This window comes from Aeromonas sp. R2-2 (assembly GCF_040908355.1).
Classification (GTDB): domain Bacteria; phylum Pseudomonadota; class Gammaproteobacteria; order Enterobacterales; family Aeromonadaceae; genus Aeromonas; species Aeromonas veronii.
This window is the reverse complement of sequence record NZ_JBFODQ010000033.1, coordinates 1-23,536: the sequence shown is the minus strand read 5'-3', so window position 1 is coordinate 23,536 and position 23,536 is coordinate 1. Positions and strand designations below refer to the sequence as shown.

The following is a 23,536-nucleotide window of genomic DNA, read 5'->3' as shown; positions in this document are numbered from 1 at the left end:
ATCATGGACTCAACCTAGGGGCAGCTTGCCGCCCCGACATCCAGCCAGACATCGTGCTTGCCCGGCTCATTGCCTTGAGTCCACCACTTGGCCTTCCACTGACGGCCGTTGTGGTTGGCGAGATCCCCGCCGTTGTAGGCAACGGTCGCGATCCAGCTCAGCTCAACCTGACTCGCCAGCGCCCACTGATCGGCGGCGCGGCTCGGTTCATTGCCCTGAGTCCAGTACTTGGCACGCCATACCAGCTGGTTGTGGCTCACCTTGTCGCCACCGTTGTAGACCTTGCTGGCCTGCCATGCGGGAACATTCGCCGCTTCCGGATCTGTGGTGTTGCAAGAGCCGTCGACCACGGGCGCCAGCGTCAGCACGACGCGCCCTTCGCTCTGATGTACCCCGTCCGAGACGCTCACACTCAGCTCATGTTGCTCGCTGGTGGTGACTGCCGGCGGCAGCAAACGCAGGTTTGCACTGGTCTCGCCTTCCGCCTGCCAGCCCGCCGGGAAGTGCCAGCGGTAGCTCAGCGCATCGCCCTCGGGATCCCTCGCCTCGGCAGTGATGGTCAGCCACTCACCGCCGATGCCGCCAAGCTGCGCCGGCACGGTCACCACCGGAGGCTGGTTTTCCACCACGCCCTGCTCCAGCGGCCGCCCGTTGACGGTAAAGGAGAGAGTCTGCTGCGGTGGCAGCAAGCTCTGCTGTACCAGTGTCTGGCCACGGCACTGGATGGTGGCGCGGCCGGGCTCGCTGGCGGTGGGCAGGTTGATGTGGAACTTGTTCATGACGCTGCTGGCCGCTCTGTGATTGGCCAGCCTGAAGCGCTGCAGACCATCGCGGGTCTCCACCTGCAACTGGCAGTCATTGCCGGACAGGGTGTTGCTGTCATCCGGATAGGTGAAGCCGTAGGCGCCGTGCAGAGCCGGATAGATGTAGCTGCGCAGGGCTCCTTGCGGATCGTAATAGCCCACCAGGGTGGTCACCGGCACGCCGAACTGCTCGGGCTTGCGCGCAACCTTGGTATCGATGGGGGAGACCTCCACCCAGCTCTGGCCATCCGAGGTGAAGCTCTTCTTGAAGCCCCGGTTCACCACAATTTCCTTGCCGTTGATAAAGAGGCGACTGTTGTAACCGGCCCCGTGATCGATGGTCAGACTGCGCCCACGGTTGTCCGCAGAGGCAATCGGCACCCGGATATCACGGGTCCAGCGACCATCCCACATGGCGACCCTGACCAAGCCGTAATCCGCCAGCAGGGCACTCAGTCCTGCCTCGCTCAGGGCATCCATGGGGGCATCGACCTTCTCGATCCCCTCGATTGTGTGCTGATAGGGCTCCATCCTGACCGTCGCACTGTTCCACTTGCTAAAGCCGGTGGCCGAGTTGGCATCGAACACCGCCTTGCTCTCCAGAAAGCGCTGGATGATGGCGGCCGAATTGGGGGTATAGAGGGTGAAACGGTTGGCGCCGGAGAGAGGGCGGCCGCCCGCCATCGCATCGTGGCCAAACTTGCGGCCATCGAACGGTGGCTGGCACTGGCCATCCAGACAGGCATCCTCATTGGTGCGGGTCGGCGAGAAGTTGGGGATGAAACGGTGTTTGTCACTGTCCCAGCCCCAGCTGGAGTTGAGCTGATCGGCACTGCGATGAACCGAGCCGCGGAAACCATCCACATAGTGGCCAAGGCCGAAGTTATGGCCCACCTCGTGGCTGAACTCGTTGCCCAGCGAATCATCCAGCGTGACGATGCCACCGCCACCGGAACCTCCGTGCACCTGAACTCCATTGGCATACTTGCCGCGACTGTTGTGCGCCGTCAGCTGGGCCGCAACAAAGGGATGGCTTCCCTCCCCTTCACCGGCACTACTGTTGATGCCGTAATTGGCATTGTCGATACCGTGGGAGATAAGCTCCTTGCCGATGCGCTGACGCATGGTGCCGCCATGCCAGCCCCCTTCGCTGGGGTCAAAGTCGGTCAGCAGGGTGCCGTTGGGCAACATCACCTCAGGCAGGGAGAGCGGTGCATACTGACTGACAATCATCCGGCTGGCCGGGATGGTCTGGAAGTATTCGCGATGGGCCTCCTTGTCATTGGCAAAGGCAAAGCGATCCCGTGGCGGGGTGAGCATGCCGATGTCGATGGTGTGCAACAGCAGCTCGCCGGGGGCGCCGACCTTGATGTCACGCAGTTCACCACTGAGATTGCCCTGACGAACGGAGAGGTTCAGTCCGGGCTGGATCCACTCGGCAGGCAGCTCGCCGCTCCAGGTATCCGCTGCATAGGTGATGCGGTTGTTCTCCAGCTCCCCCTCGCGGAACCACTGCCCATTGGCAAACTTGAACTGCAGGGTCTGGCCACGGGAGACGGTCACCTGTCGCTCACCATAAAAGGCAGTCGAGTTATAACCGGCACTGGAGCGGATCCGCACCATCTTGCCCTCCAGCTCCGGGCTCACGGGCAGGTAGATATCCCGAACCCAGCGGCCGTCAGCGGTCTGGATCTCCACCAGCGCACGCCCGGTCAGCCGATCCTTGAGGAAAGCGCCGCTCTTGTCGCTCAGTTTGGCCAAATCAGCACTGCTGCTGATGACGGCAGTGGTGCCGCTCTCAGGGATGAAACTCACTCCCCCGGCAGGAGCTCCCGCGAGGTGGTAGACAGTCTCTGGCAGCGCCGATGGCGGCGACAAGGTCAGGGTGCCAAGCAGCTTGCCGCTGCCGTCACTAGCCTCCACCGTCATGGGAGTCACCCCATCGGCCTGGAGCGGTTTCACCAGTAGCAGGCTCTTGCGCAGGCTGGTCAGGATGGGTTGGCGATCCCCCTCTTTGGGATGGGACGGCAGGATCTGGCTCTGGGCAAACTGCACGCTGGCAGCCAGGCTACCCGCCAGATCGCTTTGCGGGGTCGTGTCATTGAATATCAGGGGCGAGGTGGTGGCAGACAAGGGGCCAGCCGCCAGGGTTGCCATGATGAGGGCAGCGATTCGGGTCACATTTGTGGTCATTGTCGGGTTCTCGTTCATATTGCTACCGGGAATGAGGGGCATGTCGCCATGCCCCGTCATCGGTGAGGAGGCCTCAGTTACAGCTTGCTGCCCCGATATCCAGCCAGACATCGTGCTTGCCTGGCTCGTTGCCTTGAGTCCACCACTTGGCCTTCCACTGACGGCCGTTGTGGTTGGTGAGATCCCCGCCGTTATAGGCAACGGCTGCGTTCCAACCCAGATCAACCTGACTCACCAGCGCCCACTGATCGGCGGAGCGACTCGGCTCATTACCCTGAGTCCAGTACTTGGCACGCCATACCAGCTGGTTGTGGCTCACCTTGTCACCGCCGTTATAGACCTTGCTGGCCTGCCATGCGGGAACGTTGGCTGCTTCCGGATCTGTGGTGTTGCAAGAACCCCCCTCACCACCTTCGTTGATTGGCGTGACGGTGAGATGGGTGGCCGCGTTGGCATCGAGTGCGCCATCGGAGACGGTCACAGAGAGGTCATAACCGGTTTCGACATCCACCGCCGGGCCGGTGACCACCAGGGTGGCGCTGTTCTGGCCGGTCGCCGTGATACCGGCAGGCACTTGCCACTGGTAGATCAGCTCGTCGCCATTGGGGTCGGATGCCTTGGCGGTGATGCTCACCTGCTTGCCCTCTTCCACCTTGACGCTGGCGGGCAGAGTGACCACAGGAGGCAGGTTGGGCTGCGGCGCCTTGTTGGTCACCACCACCTGATCCCTGGCGGTCAGTTGATGGTCATCGGTCACCGTCAGCTCGAACACCAGATTGATGTCGGCAGACACGGCATCGAGTACAACCCGGGCCTTGGCCTGAGTGGCATCAAGCAGAGCGGCCTGCGGGCCGGAGACCTGCTTCCAGCTGTAGGTGAGGGTGCCTTTTTCCGGATCGTGAGAAGCGGAGCCATCCAGCGTCAGGGTAGACGGGCCGGTCACCGCCACATCGCTGCCCGCGTTGGCGACCGGCGGCTTGTTGGCTGGCGGAGTGACCCCTTCACCGTGACCGAGACCTTCATGCATGGCGTTGAGGATGTCGCCATTGTCGGCATCGATCTCCCAGGAGAAGAGCCCGCCCAGCTTGTTGGCCAGCACGTATTGGCCTTTCGCCTTGACCGAGCGCTCGTCGTCATAGGTGATCAGCTCGCCGGTGGAGGGCTTGAACAGGGTGGCCGCTTCGGCAGTCTCGTCGTAGTTGTACTCCCAGCCTGCGCCCATATGGCTGTTGACGATGTGGCGATAATCCAGCACGCCATCTTCCCAGGTGCCCTTTATCTTGCCGGTGGCGGTGCCGGTGAAGGGGTCGTTGCCCTGATATCCGCTCACCCCTTTCCAGCCGCGACCGTAGGCGGCGGCACCGATCACCAGCTTCCCGGAGTCGACCCCCTGCGCCAGCAGTTGCTGCACCGCTGCATCAGTGTTGTAGCGCTTGTTGGCCGAGCCGTTGGTGGCCTGATAGAGGTTGGCCTGATGACCCAGGGAGGTATTGCTCCAGGCACCGTTGTAGTCGTAACTCATCACGAAGAGGTGGTCCATGTACTGCTGGGCAGCCTTGTAATCCACATCCTCAATCTTGTCGTAACCGGCACCGATGGCGGAGGTGAGCTGATAGGTGCGACCGGTCTCGGCCTCCAGCTCGTCGAGCATGGCGCGCAGATCCTTCATGATCAGCACATAGGTTTCACCATCTTTGGTCTTGTCCCCCAGATTGGGGTTGGCACCGTCGCCGCCCGGGAACTCATAGTCGATATCGACACCGTCGAAGAACTTCCAGGTCTGCAGGAACTCTTTGACCGAGGCAACGAACACGTCACGCTTGGCCTTGTCATGCATGAAGAAGAAGGGGTCGGAGAGGGTCCAGCCACCGACGGAGGGGAGGATCTTCAGGTCCGGATAAGCCTGCTTGAGAGCCATCAGATTGCCGAAGTTGCCCTTGTAGGGCTCATCCCAGGCGACCAGTGACCCCTGCCCTTTTTGCAGCGCGGCCCAGGGATCGTGAATGGCGACCTGGAAATCCTTGCGCCCGGCGCAGGCACGTTGCAGCGCCTGGAAGCTGCCAGAAATCTCTTTGAGGCTGTCGTTGAGGCCATCACCGCCACAGATCGGGGTGAAGCCATAGAGGATATGGGTCAGGTTCTGGGCCGGCAGCTTGTCCACGGTGAAGTTGCGATCATAGACCCCCCACTCCACATAGTAGGTGCCGACCACCTTGCCGGACTTGTTGACATAGGGTTTGTTATTCTCCTGCAGGGCAGGCTTGAGCGGCGCAAGGTGGCTGCCATCGGTATCGGCGACCACGATCTCCTTGGCATCAGACAGGGTGCAGTCATCGCCGTTGCACAGCGCGACCTGCATCTGATAGCGCCCCCCCTTGTGCACCTTGAAGGTGGCGGTACCCGCGGCGGAAGAGGGACCGGACCAGACTTCCTTGCCATCCAGCAGCACCTTGGCACTCTGGCCGATATCGCCGTTCCAGATATTCCAGGTGACGGTCACATCGGCGCCATCCTTCACCTTGACCAGCTCGTTATAAGCGGTCGCTGACTGGCTGACTTCGACGATGGCAAACTTGGTGGGGCCCCAACCGATGGCGGGTTTGCCGGGAGCTGCCGCATAAGCGGCGGAGGAGGCGAGCAGGGTGCCGACCATCATGGCCAGCAGTGCGGGTTTTGGACTTAGCATATTGCTTTCCTTTTCGTTATTGGAAAAACGAAAGGGCAACGCAACACGACAGGTGACACAAAAACGGCCACCCCTTGGCAAAGGCAGCCTGCATTCTACTGTGGTGGCCCCGCTATCCTAGGTCGTCTTGACCCTTAGACCGGAAGCTTTGCGTCCCGACTTTTCAATCGGTTTGCCCTTGTCACAACGTTATTTCTGGCGATAAATAATCGCCGATTGACTGTAGGGTAATTCTGATAAGTAAGCAAATCGGACCATTGTTCGCCCACCGGTTACCAACCCCGACAATTACCCACTTTCAAGAAATTAATGTTTAAAAAACAGCCGGATATGCAGACATAATCTCATCACCTCCAACCAGATAGCTCACACCATTTTTTTGATCTACATCACACCAAATTGAGAAAAATCAATGAGTAAGAACAATATGCGACAAAAGACCCATCTGTATCGCAACTAATGAATTTATAATCACCGCTTTGCATGGCCAGCAGGTGTCTTCATGCCCAGCGAACTGCCCTCACGCACCCGGTTATCCAGATACGACAAATTTGTTCGTTTGACGATTTATGCCTTGCCACTGGCCGGGATGATCTGGCTTATCAACAGCCTCAATGGCTGGCAAAGGGCAGCGTGCGGCACAGATGCCAGCTATCGGGGAGAGCATTAATCACTAGGCAAGAGTGAGCACTTTGCAGGGACACGAGAGAAGCTGGGGGAAACCGGTTGGCAGACCCGCCAGAATGTGGCGAAGCGGGGAGAAAAAATGGGGCATGACCGGCATGCCCCGCCACCATTCAATGCTTATTTACAGCTGGCGGCTCCCACATCCTGCCAGACGTCGTGTTTGCCGGGCTCATTGCCCTTGGTCCAGTACTGCGCCTTCCACTGACGGCCGTTATGGGTGGTGAGCTCGCCACCGTTGTAGGCCACATTGGCATCCCAACCCAGTTGCACCTTGCTCACCAACAGCCACTGATCCGCGGTGCGGCTCGGCTCGTTGCCCTGGGTCCAGTACTTGGCCTGCCACACCAGCTGGTTGTGGCTCACCTTGTCGCCGCTGTTATAGGTGCTGGCCGCTTTCCAGACTGGCCAGTTGGCCGCATCCGGATCGGTCGCCGTGCAACCACTACCGTTGCTGACCGGTTTAACCGTCAGACGGGTTGCCGCACTGGCATCCAGTCCGCCGTCGGAGACGGTGACGCTCAGGTCATAGCCGGTGTCGCTGGTGACGCTCGGGCCAGTCACCACCAGGGTGGCGCTGCTCTGACCCGTTGCGGTGATGCCTGCCGGCACACTCCACTGATAAGTGAGTGGATCACCGTTCGGATCGGAGGCGGTCGCCTTGATGGTCACCTGCTTGCCCGCCTCCACAGAGGCCATGGCAGGTAGACTCACCACCGGCGCCAGATTGGCCTGCGGCGCCTTGTTGGTCACCACCACCTGATCCTTGGCACTCAACTGCTGATCATCGGTCACCGTCAGCTCGAACACCAGATTGATGTCGGCGGACACGGCATCGAGTACAACACGGGCCTTGGCCTGAGTGGTATCAAGCAGGGCAGCCTGCGGCCCGGAGATCTGCTTCCAGCTATAGGTGAGGGCGCTGTTTTCCGGATCGTGGGAGGCCGACCCATCCAGCGTCACCTCAGTCGGGCCGGTCACCTTGAGGTCACTGCCTGCATTGGCCAATGGCGGCTTGTTGGCTGGTGGAGTTGTCCCCTCGCCGTGGCCCAGCCCTTCATGCATGGCATTGAGGATGTCGCCGTTGTCGGCGTCGATCTCCCATGAGAAGAGGCCACCGAGCTTGTTGGCCAGCACATACTGCCCCTTGGCCTTGACCGAGCGCTCGTTGTCATAGGTGATGAGATCGCCGGTCGCCGCCTTGAACAGATAGGGCGCCTCGGCCACCTCGTCATAGCCCTTCTCCCAGCCAGCCCCCATCCGGTTGTTGACGATGTCGCGGTAATCCACCACCCCGTCCTCCCAGGTGCCTTTCACCTTGCCGGTCGCCTTGCCGGTGAAGGGATTGTTGCCCTGATAACCGCTCACCCCGGTCCAGCCACGGCCATACATGGCGGCCCCGACCACCAGCTTGCCAGGGTCTACCCCCTGCGCCAGCAGCTGATTGACCGCCTTGTCGGTGGTGTACTTGGTTGCAGGGTCCCAGCTCGCTGCATAGAGGTTGGTCTGGTGGCCCAGCTCGGTGTTGCTCCATGCGCCGTTGTAGTCGTAGGTCATCATGAAGATGTGGTCCATGTAGGGCTGGGCCGCTTTGTAGTCCACATCCTGGATCTTGTCGCCCCCCGCACCAATGGCGGAAGTGAGCTCATACTGGCGACCGGTCTCGGCCTCCAGCTCGTCGAGCATGGCCCGCAGCTCCTTCATCAGGGCCACATAGGTGGCACCATCACTCGGGCTGCCCAGTTTCGGGTTGGCGCCCTGTCCGCCCGGGTACTCCCAGTCGATATCCACACCGTCGAAGAACTTCCAGGTCTGCAGGAACTCTTTCACCGAGCCGACAAACACGTCACGCTTGGTTTTGTCACCGAGGAAGTAGAAGGGGTCGGAGAGGGTCCAACCGCCGACCGAGGGGAGGATCTTGAGGTTCGGATAGGCCTGCTTGAGCGCCATCAGGGCGCCAAAGTTGCCCTTGTAGGGCTCGTCATGGGCAGTGAGGTTGCCTTGCGGCATCTGGATGGCGGCCCAGGGATCGTGCATCGCCACCTTGAAGTCGGCGCGACCGGCGCACGCCCGTTGCAACGCCTGGAAGCTCCCTTCGATCTCCTTGAGGCTGTCGTTGAGGCCATCCCCGCCGCAGATGGGGGTGAAACCATAGAGGATATGGGTCAGGTTCTGGGCCGGGATCTTGTCCACCGTAAACTTGCGGCCATAGACCCCCCACTCCACATAGTAAGTCCCCACAACCTTGCCGGACTTGTTGGCGTAGGGCTTGTTGTTCTCCTGCAGCGGCGCCTTGAGTGGCGCCAGATGGCTACCATCGGTATCGGCGACCACGATCTCCTTGGTATCAGAGAGGGTACAGCCATCGGCGTTGCACAGCGCCACCTGCATCTGGTAGCGCCCCCCTTTCTTCACCTTGAATTTGGCGCTGCCCGCTGCGGCCGAGGGGCCGGACCACACCTCCTGACCATTGAGCAGTACCTTGGCACTCTGGCCCAGATCGCCGCTCCAGAGGTTCCAGTTCACCTCCACATCGGCGGCATCCTTTACCTTGACCAGATTGTTGTAGGCAGTGGCCGCCTGATCGACTTCAACGATGGAAAACTTGGTGGGGCCCCATCCGATGGTCGGCTTGCCGGGCGCCGCAGCATAAGCGGACGAGGCGCAGCACAGACCGACCGCAAGGGCCAGCATGGTAGGCTTTGGACTTAGCATTTTTATATTTCCCTATTTCGTTATGTTGGCAACGAAAAGGGCTACGCCCTGACAGGTAACGCAGACGGCAGTGCGGCCTCTTGGCAAAGGTGCACAACAACCTGTGGTGGCCCCGCTATCTCAAGTACGGCTCATCCCTGGACCGGAAGCTTTGCGTCCCGATCTTGCGATCGGTTTGCCCTTCGGTTACTTCATTTGCGATGCAAAAAATCGCATCCCGACTATAGAGTGAGCCAATCCGGTCTGCCACTGTCGGCGTTCACCGACAGTGGCAAGCCAATACTGTAACTGGCGGCGATTGCGCAGGGAGATGAAGAGATCTTCGCCAATAAATCTCTGTTTTCGACATTCATCCATGACCACGGGCCACAGGATCATTCTACGGTTTTGTGAGCTGGTTCACGGCTAGCCGCCCCGGATGCGGCTAGCGCAGCAGCAGGCTGTTCATCAGGGCCCGCAGTTTGAGCGGTTTGACCGGTTTGCTGATGTAGCCATACCCCCGCTCGCGGATCTGCGCCTGCAACTCGCTCTTGCGATCAGCGCTGATGATGATGCCTCCCAGCTCGTCGCCACACACCCGTTGCAGGGCAGCGAGCGCCTCCAACCCGGTCTTGCCATCGTCGAGGTGGTAGTCGGAGAGCACCAGTCTCGGCACAAACCCGTCAGCCACCAGCGCCTCGGCTTCGGCCAGATCGACGGCGCAGCGCACCTCGCAGCCCCAACGGCCGAGCAGGGTGCTCATGGCGGTCAGAATGTCCCGCTCGTTGTCGATACAGAGCACGGTTACACCTTCCAGCTGGCTGTCACGCGCCACCGGCGCCGCCAGCTGATGGGCCGTGACCGGCCGGGTCGCCAGATTGAGGGTCACCGCAAAGACCGATCCCTTGCCCGGCCAGCTCTGCAATATGAGCTGATGACCGAGCACCTGCGAGATGCCACGGGCGATGGCGAGCCCCAGACCCAGCCCCTGCTCCTTGGCGGTGCGGGAGTGATCGAGGCGGGAGAACTCGTCAAAAATAGCCTCCTGCTTGTCCTGCGGGATGCCGGGGCCGTTGTCCCATACCTCGATGCGGATCTTCTCACCCATCCGGCGGCAACCAAGCAGCACCCGGCCACCCGGGTTGTAGCGAAACGCATTAGTGAGGAAGTTCTGCAGCACCCGGCGCAGTAGCCGCACATCGCTGTGTACCGCATGCTTGCTCTCCACCACCGAGAAGTGGATCCCCCCCGCCTGGGCCAGCACGCCAAACTCCGCCTTGAGATTGTCGAGCAGATCGCGCAGGGCAAAGTCGAGCTTCTTGGCCTTGAACTTGCCCGCTTCGAGCCGCGAGATATCGAGCAGATCGGTGATGAGATCCTCGGTCGCCCCCAGCGCATCATCGATATGGCGGGCAATGCGGGCCTGCTCGCCAGCATCAGGCAACATCTCCAGCAGGGAGGAGGTAAACAGCTTGGCCGCATTGAGGGGCTGGGTCAGATCGTGGCTGACCGCCGCCAGAAAACGGCTCTTGGATTGATTGGCCCGCTCCACCTGCTGGTTCACCAGCAGCAGTTGGCGGTTGAGTTCGGAGAGCTCACGGGTACGCTCGGCCACCCGCGCCTCCAGATGTTCGTTCGCTTCGCGCAGCACCCGCTCCGCATCGCGAAACGGCGTGATGTCGGTAAAGGTCATGACAAAACCACCGGCGGGCATGGGGTTGCCCTGCATCTCGATCACCCGCCCGTCCGGGCGCTCCCGCGCCGAGATATGGGCGCTGCCGCGCTTCATAAAGGCGACCCGCCGCGCCACATGATCCTCGATATCACCGGGGCCACAGAGCCCCTGCTGGGCGTTGTAGCGGATGATCTCTTCAATGGGGCGCCCAGCCTGAATAAGCCCCGGCGGATAGTGGAACAGCTCGATGTAGCGGCGGTTCCAGGCCACCAGACGAAGCTCCCTGTCCACCACCGAGATCCCCTGCCCGATATGCTCGATCGCCCCCTGCAGCAGGCCACGGTTGAAGCGAAACACGTCGGAGGCCTCGTCCACTATGGTGGCAATCTCCTCGAGCTGCATGTTGCGCCCCTGCAGGGCCGAGGCGAGCACCAACCGCGCCGACGAGGTACCAAACACCCCCGCCAGCAGCCGCTCGGTGTGGGCAATCAGCTCGGCCGAGGCCTGCATCTGGGGCGCCAGGGTGCCGCCCCGCTCACCGGCGAAGCGACCAAAAGCGCGTTTGACCCGGCTTGAACCGACGAAGCGGGCCGCCAGCATCTCCAGCTCCTTGACCGAGACCCGCGCCTGATAGAGGGCAGCGGTATCGCGGCTCGGCTTGCCGACAAAGTTGGCCGCCTGCAGCCGCTCGCTCACCGCCGGACGGGAGAGCAGCGAGCCTGCCACATAGCCGAGCAGATTGAAGAGCAGGCTCAGGAAGATGCACCACGCTCCGAGACTCAGCTCGCGAAACGCAGGCCAGTCCGGCGGCGCCAGCAGCTCGGCCAGCGGTGAACCGGCAAGCAGCCCGCTCTCCACCAGCAGGGTGACGAACCAGAGGCTAACACCGAGGCTCAACCCAAGATAGACCCCCTTGCGATTGCCGTGACGCCAGTAGAGACCGAGCAGCAGGGCCGGCGCAAACTGGGCCACCGCGCCAAAAGAGAGATAGCCGATGCGCGACAAGCTGGTGAGATCGCCGAGCCAAAGGTAGAGCCCCCAGGCCGCCAGCAAGATCAGCAGGATGGCGCCACGGCGCACCTGCAACAGCAGCCGTACCAGCCGCTCGTCACGCCCCTGCCGCCAGAAGCGGCGCAGCAGCACCGGCAGCACCAGATCATTGCTCACCATGATCGCCAGTGCGATGGTGCAGACGATTACCATGCCGGTAGCCGCCGAGGTGCCGCCGAGAAACGCCAGCATCGCCATGCCATCGAACCCGAGGGCCATCGGCAAACTGATCACATAGGTGTCGGAGGCCATATCGGCACCCACCCACTGCTTGCCCGCCAGCGCCAGCGGCCAGATAAAGAGCCCCATCACGAACAGGTAGAGCGGGAAGATCCAGCGCGCCCAGTGCAGGTCCTGCCCCTGATTGTTCTCCACCACAGTCACATGAAACTGGCGCGGCAGGCAGATGACGGCGCACATCGCCAGCACCGTATAGATGGCAAGCTCCAGCAGATTGCCGGGGCTCACCGCCACCACCTGTGCAAAGAAGTCGCGGGTCACCTGCTCGTGAGCCTCGCCCGGTTTGCTCAGGATCAGCCAGAGGGCGAAGCCCCCCACCGCGATAAAGGCCAGCAATTTGACCACCGACTCGAAAGCGATGGCCACCACCATCCCCCTGTGGTGCTCGGTGGCATCGAGATGGCGAGTACCGAACAGGATGCTGAACAGCGCCAGCAGCAGGGTGACCCCGAGCGCCAGCTCGCTGGTATTGCTGGTCGGGCTGATGCCGCCGCTGTTGACCATCAGCAGATCCAGCCCCGTGACGATGGCTTTGAGCTGCAACACCAGATAGGGGAGGATCCCCATGATGGCGATGAGGGCGATCACCATGGCAAGCCGCTGGGATTTGCCGTAACGGGCAGCGATAAAGTCGGCGATGGAGGTGATGTGCTCGCGCTTGGCCACCAGAATAAGGCGGGCCAGCAGCCGCCAGCCAAACAGAAAGACCAGCATGGGGCCAAGGTAGATGGGCACCGGCGACCAGGGGGATTCACTCGCCTGCCCCACGGTGCCGAAGAAGGTCCAGGAGGTGCAGTAGACCGCCAGCGACAGGCTGTAGAGCAGCGGTTGCCCCTTGAGACGGTGCCGTTTGTGCTTGTCTGCCACGAAGGCGATCAGAAACAGCAGCCCCAGATAGGTGAGCGACAATCCGATCAGCAGCCATCCCTGGTGCATCGATAACTCCTTGTCCATGTTGAGTTTTTGTATACAACCTCGCCAGTCTAGAGAGGCTGCGGCCAAAAGTCATCCCCTTCGGACAGATTGAAATTATCGTTTTTCAATAAGTTTTATCTTGACTGCATATCGTAAAACAATAAATATTGCCGATGTGAATATTGATAAACGATAAACTTTACCTTTCAGATAAAACCATCACAGTGAGGAATGAGATGATCTCCAACAAACTCGAACGCTCGAGCATGCTGATCGAATGGCTGCTGCTGCTGGCTCTGCTAGCGACCCCTTTGATCACCTTGCTGGAGGTGTGGACCCCCTTCGGTGGCGCCGATTTTCTGCAGGATAAACTCAACACCATCTTGAGCCGTCCCGGCATCAATCCTGCCGACTATCCCCTTCACTTCTCCACCCGGCTGCTCGGCACCCTGGTGCAGCTGTTGCCGGATCTGGTCTTTATGATGATGCTCTGGCAACTGCGTCAGCTGTTTCGCGGCTACCGCGCCGGTCTGCTCTTCACCTTCGAGCAGATCCGCCGCTATCGGCAGATCGGACTGCTGCTCTGTACAACCTTCCTGGTCGAATTGATCCTGACCCCCTTGCTGGATACGGTGCTCACCATGAGAGGCCCGGAAGTACTCGGTACCATAGCGCTGAGTACCTCCGATTTCCGGGTACTGCTGGCGGGACTGATCGTACTGGCGCTGGCACTGGTCATGCGCGAGGCCAAACTGCTGGCCGATGAACAGCAACTGACGGTGTGAGGATCCTATGCCCATTATCATCCGCCTCGATGCCCTGCTGGCCGAGCGCAAAATGACCGCCCGCGAGCTGGCCCAGCGCATCGACATCACCGAGGCCAACCTCTCGATCCTCAAGAATGGCCACGCCAAGGCTGTACGCTTCTCCACTCTGGAGGCCATCTGCCGTGAACTCAAATGCCAGCCCGGCGATCTGCTGGGCTACGAGCAGGAGCGCTAACCCCCTTATGAGTCGTCATATCACCCTGTTTCTGTGGCTGCTGCCGCTGTGGGCCTGCGCTGGCAATGACGCGAGCGGCCCCCGCTACCTTATCGAACAGGGCGCCAGCGCCAATGTGCTGCAAGTGCGCCTCACCATGCAGGGCAAGCCCCCTTTTACCCTGCTCCCCGCCCGCCAGTTGCCGGGCAGTGCCGCGCCGGTTTCCCCCGCGCTGGTCTGCCTTGCAAACAACCAGCCGGTTGCCCTCAACCAGCCCTTCTCCTGCAAGGAGATCGGCTGGCAGATCACGCTCACACCGGCTCCGGCAGAGGGTGCTGATGCCTCGGCCCAACAGTCGCTGCTGTTTGCTCCCAATCAGTGGCTATTGACCGAGTGGGGTAACTTTGTGCGCCAGATGGGGAGTCGCCAAGGAAAGGTTTGTCTGCCGGATGGCAGCTGCCAACCGCTGCCGGATGTCAACCAGCCACCGCTGATCCTGCCGTTTGGTCTGGACACTGTGCCCGTCACCAAGCCAGATCCGCGGCTGGTGCTGAGCCATGACGAGACCGCCAACCAGCTCGATCTGCCGGCCTTGCAGCAGCAACTGAATGAGATCATCGACTATCTGGCCTTCCAGCTCGATGTGGATCCGCCCACTCATCCATGGCAACTGGTGTGGCTGGGGCGGGATGTGGCGACCCGCTCCCTCGGCGGAGCAGCCGGGGATCAGGTGTTTGTCGCCAACTATCCCACCGAGGCCGGCAAGCCGACGCCACAGGCCCCCTTGCGCCTGCTGCGCACCTCGGCCCACGAGGCGGTGCATATCCTCAGCGCTCGCCACTCTGCTCCACAACCCACCTGGGTCAACGAGAGCCTCGCCGAGTACCTCGCCATCAAGGCGCTACGCCGCTTTCGGCTGCATCAGGTCACGGCGGTCAACGAGCTGGCCGAGCGGGGCAAACAGCTGCCCCATAGCGAGAGTGGTCTCTATCGGGCGGCTCGCGAGGTGCTGGCGGGCGATCGCTCCTACTACCCGCTCTTTTACGTCAAGGGGAGCGCCTTCTGGGAAGCGCTGGAGCGGGAGCTGCAACACAATGACGTGACGCTGGCGCAACTGCTGCCCCAACTGGGCTGGCTGCCGGATGGCCGCTTTGATGCTGCATCCAATGAGCTGCTTGCCGGCACCATCGGCTCGGATACCTGGCGCCGTCTCAGCCGCCTCTATCTTGGCGAGCAGCAGTAGTGCCACAAACCGCAGTAACGAAAAAGGGAGAGCCGTGGCTCTCCCTTTTGTTAGGTGATGAATCAAATAGACAAATATCAGGCTGGAGCCCTCTCCTGCGCAGACGGCGCAAAGGGGCGTAGCCGCAGGAAGAAGACCGGCAAGACCACCAGCACCATCAGGAAGAAGATGCCGCCGCCGAGAGGCTCGAACAGCACGCCGCAAAGTGCCATCAGGGCCGCCACCGTCATGCCGAGGCCAAGGGCCGCATAGAGCGCCTGAGTCGGGATCAACTGCTCGGCCGGTAGCTGACGGGTCATGAAACGCACCGCCCCCAGATGGCTCATACCGAACGTCACCGAGTGGAGCAACTGCCCCAGTACCAGCACCCACAACTCGGTCGAAGCACCCAGCAATACCCAGCGCACCACACAACCGATGGCACCGGCGATAAAGAGACTCTGGGCGCCAAAGCGTTGCAGGAAACGCTTGTCGGCGGCGAACATGCAGATCTCGGCCACCACCCCGAGCGCCCAGAGATAGCCGATGATGGTGCCGCTATACCCTTGCGCCTTCCAGTAGATGGCGCTGAAACCATAATAGGCGGCGTGGCTCCCCTGCAGCAGAGCGGTCAGCAGCAGGAAACGGCGCACCGGTGCGCTGCGCAGGGTTGCCAGCAGGGATGCCTTGGCACGCTCCCCCTGCACATCCTGTGGCGCGGGACTAAGTGGCAGCCAGCTGAGCAGCAGCATCAGCACCAGCCCCGCCACCATGGTGTGCAAAATCCAGTCGCTGCCGAAGTTGCCCACCAGCGCCCCCACCAGGGTCGAGGCAACGATAAAAGCAAACGAACCGCAAAGCCGCACCTTGCCATAGTCGATATGCGCCTGCACCACCATGCGGGTCGCCAGCGCCTCCCCCACCGGCATCAGGGTCGGGTAGATAAAGTTGGCGATCAGGGTGAGACCGACCAACCACCAGAGGTGATGGCTGAGATAGAAGCCAAGGAAGGCAAGCAGACTGAGCAGAGATAACAATCGGGTAACCGGCAGCAGATGACCCGCCCCCTTGATCTGCCCCATCACCATCAGGTTGCCGGCAAAGCGGATCGCCATCCCCGCCCCCAGCAGGAGACCAATCATCTCGGCGCTGACGCCCACCCCCTCCAGCCAGAGCGACCAGAACGGCAAGTAAGCGCCGTAGACAAAATAGAAGGCGCCGAAAAAGAGCGCTAACCAGGAGAACGCGGGCATAGATCCTCTGCAACCGGATGACGGGAGCAGAATGATAACCTATCCTCCCCCGCAGATCCCGATGGAAACCCCGCGAAGAAATCGAAAAAACTTCAATAAAATTGAACTATTACCGAAGAAGCGGGGTCTACTTGATAACACCTCCTCCTGGTTAGTGTTGCAATCCTTCCACCCGCCCATGGCGGGTTTCTTTTTGTCCCCTAATCACTTTTTTCATCACCAGGATCTGCATCTCGCATTCAAACTTAAATCCATCTTCACAACAAAAGATCATCTGGATAGAGCACATCTTCGAGCTATCCTGCACCAAAACTATTTGTAGCGATAAAAAAACACCGGCGTTAAGCCGGTGTCAGGTAATATCAACTCACTATATAGTGCCAAAAACTTTAGTAATGCATAAATAGAGGAACTTATTTCTGGCCACTCAAATATTTTATCCTAGCCTTGGTCATCTCGGTTTGGCACTCATACAGTTCCACTTTACCGGATATTGACAAGCTCGGATTATTTACAGATTCAATATTACCGCAATCATTCTCCTTCTGCCACACCCAAGAAATCTGTTCATTTTTCATCGATGCTCTAAAAGATGCTGGAATAGCTTTCCAGATTTTATTCAAGCGGGCATCTTCAGCTTCATAAGCCTGCTTGGCGATGGCAACTCGAGATGGATCATTTCGTTTAACAATATCATCTTTAGTGATCGCCAGGTATGATGCCTTGGCTAATGACATTGGGGCATAATAAGTCACCCCTAAAGCGACAGAAATGTCTTTTTCATTATCAGCCAGCCTTGCTTTATAAGAAACACCATTCCACGTAACATTGCCATTTTTATACAACCCATGACTTTCTCTAATAAACTCAGAGAACACGTCCGGGGCTTTCTGTGCTAACTCCCTGACTTCAACAGGAACAGTCATTGATACAGTCGCTACACATCGTAACTCTTGTGATGAATCACTTGTAGTCGAAACATCAGAGATGCTAACGGGAATTTTTTCGACTTGACTTTGAAAGAAATCGAGTTTTTCTGGTGATACTGACATCCTCGACAAGGCATTATCACGCAGAGCCTCTGTTAATGCGTTTACCGCATCCTCACGACCACATTTGAAAGGCTGTTTTTCCTCTTTCGAGTCAAAAATACCAGCGTTGACAGCACTCGACAAACCCAACATTAAGACTAAAACAAGGGATTTAAAATTCATATTCAACTCAACCATTAATATTGAAAATATATTTACAAAAGCATCAAGCCTCATCAATCAATAATGAACATCTCCTTTTAACATATAAAACCCAATCATTATAAAAATATCTACTAACAAAATTTAAGAAGTGAGAACACTCAATAAATAAAATATTTCCAATATTGATTTGGCACTAAATAAAAATGATTGGCACTTCAATACCTCACAGCTTTTTCTACAGAGAAAGACATCGAGGGAGGTTACTTAGCTGTAAAGCGACCTTAAAATAATATCAACAGAGGTGCGCACTAAAGTAGAGTGAAAAACGGTTGAAGCCGGAGTCAGGTGATAACTGGAACTGTACACTTCTTTTTAAGATTAATTCGAAACCCTGCATTTAACACATCAGCAGTTTTTATTTTTATACCCCTGCAAGGTTCCGGAATCAAAGCCAATTACTCCTCATACTTACGTAGTGATATGTCCTTCCATCTATCTTGCATGTATTTATAAAGAATAGTATTCTTTTTAAGATTCAGTCCAGGTATAGGCCCCCTCTCTCCCCCATAACTTCCATTTGGTGTTTGTATAGTTTCTTCACCTCTGAGAGCATATTTAACACCGTGTTGAAATGCAAAATATTTTATTGGGGTAGGATCAATTCCCCCGAAACAGCCTATACGATAGGCGAAAAGGGTAGTTTGAACTCCACCTATAAATTTTCTTTCCAAAGATGTTTTAATCAAAGACAACTCTGAGTCTAACTCACAATTATAGATATAATCATTAACCTCAAAATCTACCTTTCCATTTCCTATAGATTTCGCTGTCATCTTTACATCTAGATTGTTTTTCTTCACTACAAATAAGAATGAGTATTCATCATCTAGCTTAACCTCAAAAGCAGATAATGAAAACACCACAAATAACAAAGGAAAATAAAAAATAAATCTATTCATCTTCTACTCTCATTTCTTTGAGTTTTTTCATTTATCGAAATAACTTTATTTAACTCATCTACATCAAATTCCCTCGCCGCATTAATTTTTGTTTTTTTATATTTTTCATAATATGAGACGGGCACAACATATCTCATTCCTTTAAATTTCGAAAACTTAATAGTATCCCCTTGATTACCACCTAAACCTATTATAGTCCCATTACCACCATCACTATAATAAAAAGTCACATGTGATTGACCATATGCAATACAGCCATATATAGGCTCTTTTATCTCCACAAACCTCGAAGTATCTTCAAGAAAAGACTTCGCCCTCTGAGAGTTTTTTGGTTTTGCATAGCCTGCTTCTTGTAGACAATAGCTAACAAAAGAAGCACACCAAGCATTACTAGTACCAGACAGACTCTTAATCCATGCATTGCCAGTTAAGGCATGATAATTATCAGTAATATTTTTTTCTTTGGTGCCATGCCATTTTTTTGCCTCTCTAATAGCAATCCCCATCCAAGGCACCTCTTCCTCACTCATTGGTATCGTAGCTAAGGGTTTGCCTTTGCTATCCCTCGTAGTTTCAACAGCCACTGTTGCTACCGTTTTGTTAGGCTTTTTCCCAGCGCCTGTGCTTGTAGATACAGTCGGTTTAGATTGGATTTTTTTGGGCACTGTAGACTGAGCGCTAATTAGTTCAGTGCTATTATTAGCTTTTGGCAATATCCATATCTTGGTTCCAGGGTAGACTCTAGCAGGATCCTTTATATTGTTAGCTTTAACTATGGCATCCACATTAGATTTATATTTCTTGGCAAGATGCCATAGGGTGTCCCCTGACTTTATTGTGTACTGAAATTTTTTACGTTCAGGTAATGATTGCCCTACTGGTGGATCTAAAGGCATAGTTTTTGCTTTTGCAACAATACCATCAAAAACAGCTAAAACATTTTTTGCCGGACCACTAGGCTCAATAACAGCAATTTCCTTCATGGAGCCATCAATAGGATTAGGAACGCATACGTTTATTGAACATGTAAATACAATATGGGGTATAGGAGGTACCAAACCACGTTCATCTGTAATAAATTCTTTCTGAATACCCCCACTTTTCAAGACTACAGCTTGACCGGAAATAGGTCTGGAGCCATCACTCACAACAACATTACTAAGTTTTGTAGTTACTTCCTTACGAGTATCCTTTTCATTATGATAACCCTCAATAACCTCTATAGCATGGGCAACATCATCGAGTTCGGAAGCACTTAATCTATTTATGACTTTTGAACGAGAAACACCTGATAGTTTTTCTAGATCAAATATATATTTCGATGTATTGTTCTCATGAGACGGAGCATACGCTCTGATTCCATTTTCTACGGTTTTATCACCATGCATACGAAGCAAATTTTTCTTTAACTCTGCAAACCCGACTTCATAACTAGGAAAAATAAGAAAAAAACCATTACTATCTGTCTTTGCAAATCCAATATGACTCTTAACTTTTTTAGGTTGTGGCTTTCCATTAACCATTCTGGGCCTGAGATTACCAGGATTATTCGTTCGCCAGGGCAAAGTCCCCCCCTTCCTTAGCAGGCACGTACCTTTAGGCCCCTGATATTGAGCTGTTTTTGTTTTTCCATCATACAGGCAAGCAATCCATTGACTCATCGCTCAAACCTCTTTAAAAATTTCATCATGATCCCAAGCAGTCAGTAAACTACCACTATCATCATCCAGCATTGCCAGATAATGCTCATCAAGTTCACTCCACTCATCATCACTATCATCTGTTTCATTCTCCTCGATAACGTCACCCCATGGCAACTCTTGGCTTGTCCATGTTAATTCTCCAAGATAGAGAGTCATTTCTTGCGGGGAGCCCTCATGTATATATGAGGGGAGTTTGCCATCCTCACTGATACGACCAGATGAAACCGTATTTTCTTGGGCATCCTTAATGACATATTGCGCCCCCATAAACTGTTCGCTCATAAAAAAATTTGCATGCTCTGCTGCAAAACGTAAGGCGCTTTTTTGAAATACAGTCTCTCTAGAGACTGATATCGACTGTAGCATTTTAGGATCAATCGGTTTTTTTCCTGCCCAGCCAGAGCCAGCTCCTGGGCTGCCGCCGGCATTGAGTTTGATGGCGGGGCCGACCAGCTTGATACCACTCGGGTCAACTTTCACAAAACTACCGCCGCCCTTGAGGGTGATCTCGGAGCCCGCCTCCAGCACCAGCTTGTCACCCACCTTGATATGCACCTCTTCACCCGCTTCCACCAAGAGAGATTGGCCTAGCTTCTGGTGCATGGAGGTATCCACCGTCAGTGAATAGTCCGCCTTGATGTGGTCGCGTTTTTCACCTTCAACTGTCAGGTGGTCATTGCCGAGGCTGGGCGGAGCGCCATCCTTGCCCGGCACTTTTCTGATGCGAGTGACCCGCTCGTTGTCGATATCCCGATGCTCGTCGTGCTTGATATGCCAAGCGGCATCGTTCTCGATGAGAACATTCAGGTCTTTCTGACCATGGATATAAATCTCTTCCTGCCCAGCCTGGTCTTCGAAACGCAGTTCATTGAAGCCCTCGCCCTTGTGGGTTTCGGTGCGCAGCACGGTGCGAGTCTTGTTGGCTGGCAGCTCATACGGCGGCCGGTTGGTGGCGTGGTAGGTGCGACCCGTCACGATAGGCTGGTCGGGGTCACCTTCGAGGAATGAGACGATAACCTCATGGCCGATGCGCGGGATGGCCATCATGCCGTACTGGCCACCGGCCCAGCCCTGACTCACCCGCACCCAGCAGGAGCTCTGGTCGTTGGAGCTGCCGTAGCGGTCCCACGGGAACTGCAGCTTCACCCTGCCATGCTCGTCGCAGTAAATCTCCTCCCCCTCGGGGCCGACCACTATCGCGATTTGCGGGCCGTCCACCATGAGCTTGTGGGGTGCCTCGGGGCTGCCGATGCGGGCACGCCAGGTAGTGCTCGCTTTCACTACGCCAAATTCGTTGTGGTAGACGGTGGGGCCGCTGCCCCCCTCTTCTTCCAGGGCTTGCGGCTGCTCACCGGTGTGGCGGATATGGACAATTTGCCAATCGCTGTTGAGGCTGCCGTTCGGGTGTTCGGTCAACGCGAAGCTTTGTCCCGGCAAGAGGGCTGCGCTGTTGGATTTGCCGCTGCCCGCTACCGCGTCATTGCGCAGGGCATCGAGCCGGTGTTGTGCAAACGCCTTGCCGCTCGGGTCCTGCTTGTAGCGGCCCGGATAGTCGAAGTGCTGGTAGGTATCGCGCTGATGCTCGAGCTCTGCCCCCTGCTTTTTATGGGAGAGGCCATAAGCCGGCGTCTTGAAGCTGTAGTCCTTGAGCTCCACATCCGAGGGGCGCACCGCCTCGCGGTAGTGGAACTGGCGCACATAGGGACCTTGTTCCAGCGAGCGGTTGCCGAGGTTGAAAAATAGCTCGGGGCCGGCGGTCAGGGCTGCCGCATCGTCAGCAAAGACGATGCGGTGCTTGCCTGCTTCAAACTCGTGGAAGTAGAAGAGCCCCTCTTCGGCTGCGAGGCGATTCACGAAATCGAGGTCGGTCTCCCGATACTGCACGCAGTATTCGCGCTGGGCGTGCTCGTTCTTGAGCGCAAAGGCGTAGTCAGTAATGCCGTGTTCTTGCAGCAGGATACTGAGGATTTCGTCGGGCTTTTGCGCCTGGAAGATGCGGGAGTTCTGGCGCAGGCCCAGCCGCCACAGGGCCGGTTTGACTTGCAGGCTGTAACGGGTGCGGCGAAAGCCGCTGTCCCCTTGGGCAAACTCGCTCACTACCCCGCATACGCGGCGTTGCAGCTCGCCGTTGTACCACACCATCAGCTCGCAGGGCTGGTCCAGCACGGCGCCAAAGTCAACATCAGGCTGGCTACTTGCCACCTCCAACTGCAAGTTGAACGGCCGGTTCAGCCCCTCATCCAGCTGAAAACTGGCCACCACGAAGGTGCTCTCGGGCAACGCTCCCACCTTGACGGTAAATTGCAATCCGGTTTGATTAGCCATGGCTTTTCCCTCTTGTCACGGCCAAGCTGTGCCTGAGCCCTTGCCAACTCTCGCGCCCATACACTCCCTCGCCGCGCAGCCACGCTACCGCCCTCTCCGGTGCCGCAAGGGCCACCAAAGATAAGGGGGTTAACAGGTTACGAGCGGTTCGGGTCTGCATCACAGGACACCCTTTAGTGCTTTGCCATCCCTCCGCACTCACCGGCAGGGCATCAAACCCCGGCAGGGGGATGGCAAAACAGAAAAGCTCCAGCCAACCCGTTGGCCAGGCTGGAGAAAATGCACAGTACAAGAAGCCGGTTGAACAACCGGCTCAAAGACACATTACTACTTACAAGGAATACCAAAGTACCGAAGCAAGGCTTACGCCTCGATGGGCGCGCGCCAGTCGTCCGCACCGGAAGTACCGGCAACGGTGTGCTCCCAGTCAATCTTGCGGTAAGCCATGGAGACCTGGATAAGCTGGGTGAAGTCAGACTTCGCCGGGTCCTGGCAGTGCGGCATCTGGCAGTCGATGTCAACGATGGTGGCATCGGTCAGCACGGTAGAGAAGAAGTGCTCCTGCTTGCCTTCAACGGAGGTGCGGTACCACTTCAGGGTCACTTTAGGCAGCATCTCGCCGGAAGCCAGGGAGTTGTACATCAGCGGCACGGCTTTGTTCAGCGCAACGGTGAACTTGAACGGCTTGTGGACACGCTGACCAGCCGGCTGACCGGATTGCGGGTCGGTCGGGACAGTCACAACGTGCTGGAACTCTTGTACCAGCATCTCGTCTTCGTGACCTTGTACGAAGATGTTGCCGACGGAATCGGAGGTGAAGGCACCTGCGGTGATATTGCCCTGGGTTTTACCTTCGATGCTGATATAACATGGAGTTGGCATGGGTATGCTCCTAAATAGGTTGGTTAAACGAGATAGCACTCGACCAACCTTTAGCAGCGTCCATGCCATTTTTTT

14 protein-coding genes and 2 riboswitches are annotated in these 23,536 nt (G+C 56.9%); of the genes, 4 read left to right on the top strand and 10 right to left on the bottom strand.

Translation table 11 applies throughout. The annotated features are described in order from the left end of the window. Positions 1-14: 14 nt before the first annotated feature. The gene (locus tag AB5Z09_RS06495) at positions 15-2,996 is read right to left on the bottom strand and encodes a M66 family metalloprotease (protein WP_368194894.1); all 2,982 of its coding nucleotides are present in this window, start codon (positions 2,994-2,996) and stop codon (positions 15-17) included. A gap of 73 nt (positions 2,997-3,069) precedes the next feature. Continuing rightward, on the bottom strand, positions 3,070-5,682 hold the full coding sequence (locus AB5Z09_RS06490) for a glycosyl hydrolase family 18 protein (RefSeq protein WP_368194893.1): 2,613 nt from the start codon (positions 5,680-5,682) through the stop codon (positions 3,070-3,072). Between the two features lie 99 nt (positions 5,683-5,781). Beyond that, positions 5,782-5,869: riboswitch (cyclic di-GMP riboswitch) on the bottom strand. A 315-nt stretch (positions 5,870-6,184) separates the two neighbouring features. Here AB5Z09_RS06490 and AB5Z09_RS06485 point away from each other — a divergent pair. Continuing rightward, complete coding sequence (locus AB5Z09_RS06485) at positions 6,185-6,352, top strand: hypothetical protein (RefSeq protein WP_234916379.1); 168 nt, start codon at positions 6,185-6,187, stop codon at positions 6,350-6,352. Positions 6,353-6,486: 134 nt separating this feature from the next. Here AB5Z09_RS06485 and AB5Z09_RS06480 read toward each other — a convergent pair whose 3' ends face one another. After that, positions 6,487-9,081 carry a glycosyl hydrolase family 18 protein gene (locus tag AB5Z09_RS06480; RefSeq protein WP_368194892.1) on the bottom strand — a complete coding sequence of 865 codons (2,595 nt, stop codon included), beginning with the start codon at positions 9,079-9,081 and terminating at the stop codon, positions 6,487-6,489. Positions 9,082-9,183: 102 nt separating this feature from the next. Then, positions 9,184-9,271, bottom strand: a riboswitch (cyclic di-GMP riboswitch). A 234-nt stretch (positions 9,272-9,505) separates the two neighbouring features. After that, positions 9,506-12,961, bottom strand: a complete 3,456-nt coding sequence (locus AB5Z09_RS06475) for a NahK/ErcS family hybrid sensor histidine kinase/response regulator (protein WP_368194891.1) — start codon at positions 12,959-12,961, stop codon at positions 9,506-9,508. A gap of 215 nt (positions 12,962-13,176) precedes the next feature. Between AB5Z09_RS06475 and AB5Z09_RS06470 the strand changes: the two genes are divergently transcribed. From AB5Z09_RS06470 to AB5Z09_RS06460, 3 genes are read left to right on the top strand one after another with little or no spacing between them, the layout of a single operon-like run. Beyond that, positions 13,177-13,725: a DUF2975 domain-containing protein gene (locus AB5Z09_RS06470; RefSeq protein ID WP_118854663.1), complete on the top strand. Its 549-nt coding sequence runs from the start codon at positions 13,177-13,179 to the stop codon at positions 13,723-13,725. Positions 13,726-13,732: 7 nt separating this feature from the next. Beyond that, a complete protein-coding gene (locus tag AB5Z09_RS06465; protein ID WP_005335250.1) occupies positions 13,733-13,942 on the top strand; it encodes a helix-turn-helix transcriptional regulator in 210 nt (69 codons plus the stop codon). Positions 13,943-13,949: 7 nt separating this feature from the next. Next, positions 13,950-15,164 (top strand): hypothetical protein, encoded by a 1,215-nt coding sequence (locus tag AB5Z09_RS06460; RefSeq protein WP_368194890.1) that lies wholly within the window; start codon positions 13,950-13,952, stop codon positions 15,162-15,164. A 77-nt stretch (positions 15,165-15,241) separates the two neighbouring features. On the opposite strand, the gene AB5Z09_RS06455 is transcribed toward AB5Z09_RS06460, so the two are convergent. The 6 genes from AB5Z09_RS06455 to hcp1 all read right to left on the bottom strand — a co-directional run bounded on the left by AB5Z09_RS06455 (position 15,242) and on the right by hcp1 (position 23,461). After that, the gene (locus AB5Z09_RS06455; protein WP_368194889.1) at positions 15,242-16,396 is read right to left on the bottom strand and encodes a 3-phenylpropionate MFS transporter; all 1,155 of its coding nucleotides are present in this window, start codon (positions 16,394-16,396) and stop codon (positions 15,242-15,244) included. Between the two features lie 413 nt (positions 16,397-16,809). Continuing rightward, positions 16,810-17,664, bottom strand: coding sequence for a lysozyme inhibitor LprI family protein (locus AB5Z09_RS06450; RefSeq protein ID WP_368194906.1), 855 nt, complete (start codon positions 17,662-17,664; stop codon positions 16,810-16,812). 383 nt (positions 17,665-18,047) lie between these two features. After that, positions 18,048-18,551 (bottom strand): M949_RS01915 family surface polysaccharide biosynthesis protein, encoded by a 504-nt coding sequence (locus AB5Z09_RS06445; RefSeq protein WP_368194887.1) that lies wholly within the window; start codon positions 18,549-18,551, stop codon positions 18,048-18,050. After that, a complete protein-coding gene (locus AB5Z09_RS06440) occupies positions 18,548-20,212 on the bottom strand; it encodes a TIGR02594 family protein (RefSeq protein WP_317114750.1) in 1,665 nt (554 codons plus the stop codon). The genes AB5Z09_RS06445 and AB5Z09_RS06440 overlap by 4 nt, the downstream gene beginning before the upstream one ends. A 3-nt stretch (positions 20,213-20,215) precedes the next feature. Then, on the bottom strand, positions 20,216-22,579 hold the full coding sequence (gene tssI, locus AB5Z09_RS06435) for a type VI secretion system tip protein TssI/VgrG (protein WP_368194886.1): 2,364 nt from the start codon (positions 22,577-22,579) through the stop codon (positions 20,216-20,218). A 363-nt stretch (positions 22,580-22,942) separates the two neighbouring features. Further along, positions 22,943-23,461, bottom strand: coding sequence for a type VI secretion system effector Hcp1 (hcp1, locus tag AB5Z09_RS06430; protein WP_005332563.1), 519 nt, complete (start codon positions 23,459-23,461; stop codon positions 22,943-22,945). Positions 23,462-23,536: the final 75 nt, after the last annotated feature.